General features: G+C 66.0%; 7 protein-coding genes. All 7 read left to right on the top strand.

Annotation, left to right across the window (positions count from 1 at the left end; all coding sequences use genetic code 11):
* Positions 1-893 (top strand): ABC transporter substrate-binding protein (locus AB1609_14565; GenBank protein MEW6047682.1); only part of this gene is annotated, 893 nt, incomplete at its 5' end.
* Between the two features lie 44 nt (positions 894-937).
* Positions 938-1,900, top strand: a complete 963-nt coding sequence (locus AB1609_14560) for an ABC transporter permease (protein MEW6047681.1) — start codon at positions 938-940, stop codon at positions 1,898-1,900.
* Entirely contained in the window at positions 1,900-2,799 is a 900-nt protein-coding gene (locus AB1609_14555; GenBank protein MEW6047680.1) for an ABC transporter permease, read from the top strand. Before AB1609_14560 ends, AB1609_14555 begins: the two co-directional genes overlap by 1 nt.
* Positions 2,800-3,736: 937 nt before the next feature.
* The gene (locus AB1609_14550) at positions 3,737-4,105 is read left to right on the top strand and encodes a nucleotidyltransferase domain-containing protein (protein MEW6047679.1); all 369 of its coding nucleotides are present in this window, start codon (positions 3,737-3,739) and stop codon (positions 4,103-4,105) included.
* Positions 4,092-4,634, top strand: a complete 543-nt coding sequence (locus AB1609_14545; protein ID MEW6047678.1) for a hypothetical protein — start codon at positions 4,092-4,094, stop codon at positions 4,632-4,634. The genes AB1609_14550 and AB1609_14545 overlap by 14 nt, the downstream gene beginning before the upstream one ends.
* A 58-nt stretch (positions 4,635-4,692) precedes the next feature.
* Positions 4,693-5,028 (top strand): DUF2703 domain-containing protein, encoded by a 336-nt coding sequence (locus tag AB1609_14540; GenBank protein ID MEW6047677.1) that lies wholly within the window; start codon positions 4,693-4,695, stop codon positions 5,026-5,028.
* A 386-nt stretch (positions 5,029-5,414) separates the two neighbouring features.
* Positions 5,415-5,614: family 1 glycosylhydrolase (locus AB1609_14535; protein ID MEW6047676.1), on the top strand; the 200-nt coding region annotated here is incomplete at its 3' end.

The following is a 5,614-nucleotide window of genomic DNA, read 5'->3' as shown; positions in this document are numbered from 1 at the left end:
ACGAGCACTACTGGCGTCCGGGCCTACCAAAGGCGGATAAGCTGATCTACAGGGTCTTCGTGGATCGCAACATCGGCATCCTCAACCTCCAGAGCGGAGAGATCGACATTCTCAACGCCATTCCGGCTCGCAACGTCGATGCGCTCCGAAAGGACCAGAGCGTGCGCCTGGTCATTGAGCCCAGCCTGGGCTACCAGGGCATCTGGCTCAACGTCACGAAGCCGCCGTTCGACAACCTCTTCCTCCGCAAGGCCCTCGAGGCTGCCACCGACCGAGACGTGCTGATCCGGGCCGCGTTGAACGGGCTTGCCGTGCCCTCTTATGGGCCCTTCCCGCCCGCGTCGCCGGTCAACGACGGCGGATCCCCGCCGGAGCGCGACCTGGCCAGGGCCCGGGAGTACCTGAAGCGCGCCGGTTACCCCAACGGCTTCAGCTTCACGCTGAGCATCACGCCGGATCCGGCCGGGCAGCTGGTCGCCCAGGTCCTGCAGAACATGTGGGCGGAGGCCGGCATAAGAGCCCAGATCGAACAGGTCGAGTGGGGCCAACTGCTGGACAAGATGGATAAACTGACCTACCAGGCGACCCCGGTGGGATGGAGCGGACGGGCGGAGCCTGACCAGAACATCTACGCCTTCTTCTACACCAATGGCGGGTTCAACAACTCGGGCTACTCAAACCCCACGGTGGACCAGCTCCTGGACCAGTCCCGCCTTGCCGGCAACCTGGCGGATCGCAAGCGCATCTACCATGATGTCCTCACCGTGCTGCGCGACGAGCTTCCCTACATCTACCTGTACCACCCCAACGTGGTCATCGCGCTGCGCCGTGACGTTCAGGGCTTCACTTACATCCCCGACGGCCTCATCCGGCTGGCGCCGGTGACAAAGTAGACGAAGTAGGCAGCGGAGAGCGAGCGTTAAGGGAGGAACTGGGTATGGCGGGCTTTCTGGCGCGGCGCTTCCTCTTGACCGTTCCGGTGCTCTTTCTCGTTTCCCTCTTTGTCTTTTCGCTGCTTCACTTCATCCCCGGTGACCCGGCAACGGTCATCCTCGGCCCTGAAGCGCCAGCCGAAGCCCGCCTTGCGCTGCGCCAGAAGCTCGGCCTGGACCTTCCGCTGCCGGTTCAGTACCTCCGGTGGACGGGTAGGGTGCTGCGAGGCGACCTGGGCCGGTCGCTGGTGGACAATCAGCCCGTTTCCCTGCTCATCGCGCAGAGGCTTCCGGCGACCCTGGAGCTGGCCGTCTTCTCCTTCGCGCTGGCCACTGCCATCGCGCTGCCTCTCGGGATCCTGGGCGCGGTTCGGCGGCGCACCGTGACGGACTACGCCAGTTCAATCTTCGCCCTGGCGGGATTATCTGTCCCCCACTTTTGGTTGGGCATCCTCCTCATCATCCTCTTCGCCTTGCGCCTGCGGTGGCTTCCCGCTTCCGGATACGTACCGCTCACCGACAGCCTGGCCCGAAACCTGGCCGCCATGGTCCTTCCCGCCGTCGCCACCGGCTTTCGTTCGGCCGCAACGGTCGCGCGGTTCATGCGCTCGAGCCTGCTGGACGTGCTGCGAGCGGAGCACGTTCGTACGGCGCGGGCCAAGGGCCTGCCCGAATGGGCCGTCCTGCTCCGCCACGGCGTACGCAACGCGCTCATTCCGGTCATCACGGCCAGCGGGCTTCAGGTGGCGGGGCTGTTGAGCGGACTGGTCATCACCGAAACGATCTTCACCATTCCCGGGTTCGGGCGCCTCATCGTGGACGCCATCTTCACCCGGGACATCCCGGTGGTTCAGGGGGCGGTGCTGGTATCCGCCCTGATGGTCATCGGCATCAATCTGGTGGTGGATGTTCTTTACGCGCTGGCCGACCCCCGGATCAAGGTTTCCACCCTGGGAGGGACAGCTTGATGGCCGCCGTTCGCCCTGCAGCGGCCGAGTTGGTGACGCTGCCGGCGCCCCGTCTGGTGGGGGTTGCCGACTTCTGGAAGCGGTTTTCGAAAAACAAGGCAGGCGTCTTCGGTGCTGCCGCCGCAGCGCTGCTGGTGGCCATCGCGCTCGCAGCCCCGTGGCTGGCCCCTTATCCCTCCAACTTGCAAGATTACGATGCCATCATGCAGCCGCCAAGCTGGGCCCACTGGTTTGGCACTGACGAACTGGGAAGAGACGTCCTCTCCCGGGTGATCTTCGGAACCCGTGTGTCGCTGAAGGCCGGCTTCTTTTCCGTTGCCATTGCCGTTGCGGTGGGGCTTCCCGTGGGCCTGGTCAGCGGGTACTACCGTGGCGTGTGGGACGAGATGGTGCTGATGCGGGTGGTGGATGCCCTCCAGGCCTTCCCGTTTCTCATCCTGGCCCTGGCCATGGTGGCGGCGCTGGGCCCCGGGCTTGGAAACGCCATCATCGCCATCGGCATCGGGTTTGTGCCGAGCGTCATCCGGGTGGTGCGGGCGCAGGTCATGCAGGTGCGCGAGCAGGAATTCATCGCGGCCGCCCGGGCCGTGGGCGCTTCAGACCTGCGGATCCTGTTCGTTCACGCGATTCCCAACTGCCTCGGGCCGGTTCTGGTACAGGCCTCCCTGGCCGTAGCGGCGGCCATCATTGCGGAAGCGGGACTGAGCTACCTGGGGCTGGGTGTGCAGCCCCCTGATCCGAGCTGGGGCTCCTCGCTGCGCTTTGCCCAGGGTTATCTGCAGACCGCTCCCTGGATGGCCTACTGGCCGGGCGCCGCCATCTTCGTCGCGGTCCTGGCCTTCAACCTCCTGGGTGACGGCCTGCGTGACGCCCTCGACCCCAGGCTCCGAGGGGAGTAACCCCGCCGAGGTGCAGGCCCGGGCGGACGTGCAGCAAGCCACTGGCCGCGGCCGGGATGTTTGTGCACGCCGCGTTGGCTCGGGAAGCCGTGCCTGGTCGGTGCACGCAACGCATTGGGCCGGATCCCGGACCGCAACTCTGCTACCCCGTAATTCCACCGGACCAGCCGTCGGAATCAGCTACACAAGTGAAGCCGGGGTGCCAAGCCGGGCCACCCGGAGGCAGGGGCGCGGCCTGTGGCTGCGCCGAATGCTCCGGAGGGGGCCCTCCGGTAAACGGAGAGCGGCGGGTGAGACGGCCCCGCCGACCCCCATGTGCTGCCGTTGCGCCTCCCTACCTCGGTCTTCAAGGGGCTGCGCCCGGTCGCCCACTCCAACCCGGACTCGTGGGGGACCGGAGGCGCGAGCCACCTCTGTCGAGGACCGGCGGGGGCGGGTGGAGGCGGGGCTGGAGGGGGAGCCTCGCCACGTTGCCGCTTCACCAGGGGCCTCGGGCTCCTCCCTTGCAGGCGCTCCGAAAAGGCCGCGACCTGATGGGCCGCATATCGGAAGAGCTTCAAAGCATTGTGGACCGCGGCGACCAGCGCAAACTCCCGCTCACACTCCACCGGGCTTCGCCGCGAAAGGCGCCGAAAACCCCTCGCCTGTTTGATCTGGCCCCATACCGGCTTCACCACGGCCTTCCGCTTGCCGCAAATGCGCAACCCGGTGTCGGCCAGAGGCTTCGGGAAAGGTTCGATGCGGAAGCCGAAATCCTGGTCCTGTCAGATTCTTAATCAGACGGGCTCTCACCCAGAGTTCGCCTGCAGCGCAGGGTGCCTCCTCCCGAGAAAAGCAGGGGATCACGTACCCATGGACCTCGAGGCCCACGCCCTGCGCGGGGGGTGTGCTACAATGGGTGCGCAGCGGCTGCGCCTCTTTTGATGAAGGGACTGTCATGACTGACTCCATTGCGACGTACCTGAGGGGTCATCGGGCCAGGGTCGCCCGTGAAAGACGACTTCGCCGGGCTCGCTACGAACGTGCCCGTGCGCAGGCCGAGGCAATGGTGGTGGCGCTTGTCGAGCGCTACCCTGTTACGAGGGTCTGGCTTTTTGGCTCGATCCTGGACCCGGGGCGCTTCGACGAGCGGTCGGACATCGACGTTGCCTGCGAGGGCCTGCCTCCGGAGAGGTACCTGGAAGCCTTTGGCGTGCTGGAGAGTACCGGGCCGCTTCCTTTCGACCTCGTGCGGGTCGAGAGCTGTTCGCCTACCCTGGCCGCACGCATCCGGCGGGAGGGGGAACTGGTGCATGGGGATCCTTGAAAGCGGCGGAGGGGGGTATGGGGTCCTCCTGGCGGAGCTTCGTCAGGATTGGGCTACTGTGCGACACCTCATCGACGAGGCGCTTAAGGTTGCCGAATTGAAGCAGACAGAGCAGCGGCCAGAGGTCGCGCAGGCCCTGGTCAATTCGGTCGCCCTCTCCCTGCACCACGTCTATTCCGCCCTCGAAGCAAGCTTTGAGCGAGTCGCCCGGTACCTCGATCGGCTTGTGCCGCACGGCAGTGACTGGCACGACGAGCTCCTGCGCCAGATGGCGCTGGAGATACCCAACGTCCGGCCCGCGCTACTTTCCACCCGACTCAAGGCGAGCCTCGACGAGTATCGTCGGTTTCGACACGTCGTCCGCAAGGGGTACGAACACGCCTTGGAGTGGGACCGCATGGCTCACCTGGTGCGAGAGCTGCCCCAGCTACGGGACGACCTTGAGCAGGCCTTCCGCCAGTTTGAGACCTACCTGTCGAGCATGATCGAGGCTCTCAGCGAGGAAGGTCCCGGCTCCGCCGGCGGGTGACCGTGTATCGACGCCCTACCGCAGCATGATGCGGCAGGGAGGGGTGAGTTCGCAGACGATGCGGATCGAGTTTCTTTACTGGGAGCAGTGCCCATCGCACGAGGAGGCGCTGCGGCGCCTGAGGCAGGTGCTTCAGGAAGAGGGGATCGAGGATCCGGTCGAGATCATCCGGGTAGATACCGACGAGGATGCTGAACGCCTGCGTTTCCCGGGCTCGCCGACCATTCGCTTCGACGGGGTGGACATCCAGCCCGAAGGAGCCCAGCGCATGGGTTCGGCGCTAACCTGCCGCACGTACTGGGTGAACGGGCGGGTTTCCCCCCTGCCTACCGCCGAGATGATTCGGGAAGCGCTGCGCCGAAGCTTGCAGAGACGCCAGTCTCCGACGCGCTGAACCGAGCTGCCAGCACGTGCACAGCCCGACCAGAGCGTCAACCCCCGGTGGAGACCGCCAGCTCTCTCGGCCGCCGGCTGACCTGGAACGGTGATGTTTGACGACAGCCGCCACCTTCCGGACCTCCCCGAGGCATAGGGTGTTCACCTGCAGGGCCTGCTTTCCCTGAGCACGACCCCCCACCAGCCTGGAGTACCACGCGGGCGCCCTCTGGCAGGCGTTCGTGGCGTGGGGCGCGGCCCGAGGGGTGCACCTGGTCGACGACGGCCTGGCCGGCATCTGGGCCCGGTTTTCGCGACGCGCGGGCCGTTCCCCGCCGACTCGCACCCCATGGGCACGGGTTTCTCTGGCCGTTTCTGAAACAGTTCCGACCTTGTTTCTGAATCATGCAAGAAACTACCTCGTCGTATCAAATCGAGGGGTCCACCCGGGCCGACGGTCGCGGCGAGTGCATCTGGGACCGTTTTGCGGCCGCGGGACGAGTGCTCGGGGGTGCAAGCGGTTACCCCGCCTGCGATCACTACCGGCGCTGGCGGGAGGACGTGGCCCTCATGCAGCGACTGGGGCTGCGGTCCTATCGCTTCTC

Source organism: Bacillota bacterium (assembly GCA_040754675.1).
Taxonomy (GTDB): Bacteria; Bacillota; Limnochordia; order Limnochordales; family Geochordaceae; genus Geochorda.
The sequence above is the reverse complement of the archived record's forward strand: the minus strand, read 5'-3'. Positions and strand labels throughout refer to the sequence as shown.